Consider the following 516-nt stretch of genomic DNA (forward strand, 5'->3'; position numbering starts at 1 on the left):
TACTATGCTAAGTTTTTATCTCAAGGCTCTGAGTATTTGGAGTTGTCATCTGCAGAAGATTTTGATGATGCGCTAAATATGCTTACCATCATCTATCATCATGTGCCGTCAGTTACTAATATTCCCGTGTATTTAGGGCAGTTAGACGACGTCCTGATGCCTTATGTAGGCGACCAAACTGAAGCGCAGATTTACAAAAAACTTCGACATTTCTGGATCATGTTGGATCGCACGTTGCCGGATGCCTTCATGCACGTGAATATCGGGCCGACAGACAACATTATCTGTCGCACTATTTTGCGTGTGGACGCAGAGCTCAAGCAAATTGCACCAAATCTCACGTTTATGTACGACGAATTGATCACACCAGATGATTTGTTACGTCAGGCGACGAAAAATATTTGTGACTGTAGCAAGCCTCATATTGCGAATTACCCAATTCACGCAAATGCTTATGACGGAGCGCGGTTTGGTATCGTCAGTTGCTACAACTCACTTCCGCTAGCTGGTGGTTCA

The 516-nt window shown here is 44.0% G+C and carries 1 protein-coding gene; it reads left to right on the plus strand.

Annotated features, from left to right (window positions below):
- On the plus strand, positions 1–516 hold a 516-nt coding region (locus R7Q48_RS31120; protein WP_318134282.1), incomplete at both ends, for a glycyl radical enzyme domain-containing protein.

The sequence above is a fragment of the Vibrio sp. 378 genome, from assembly GCF_033339435.1.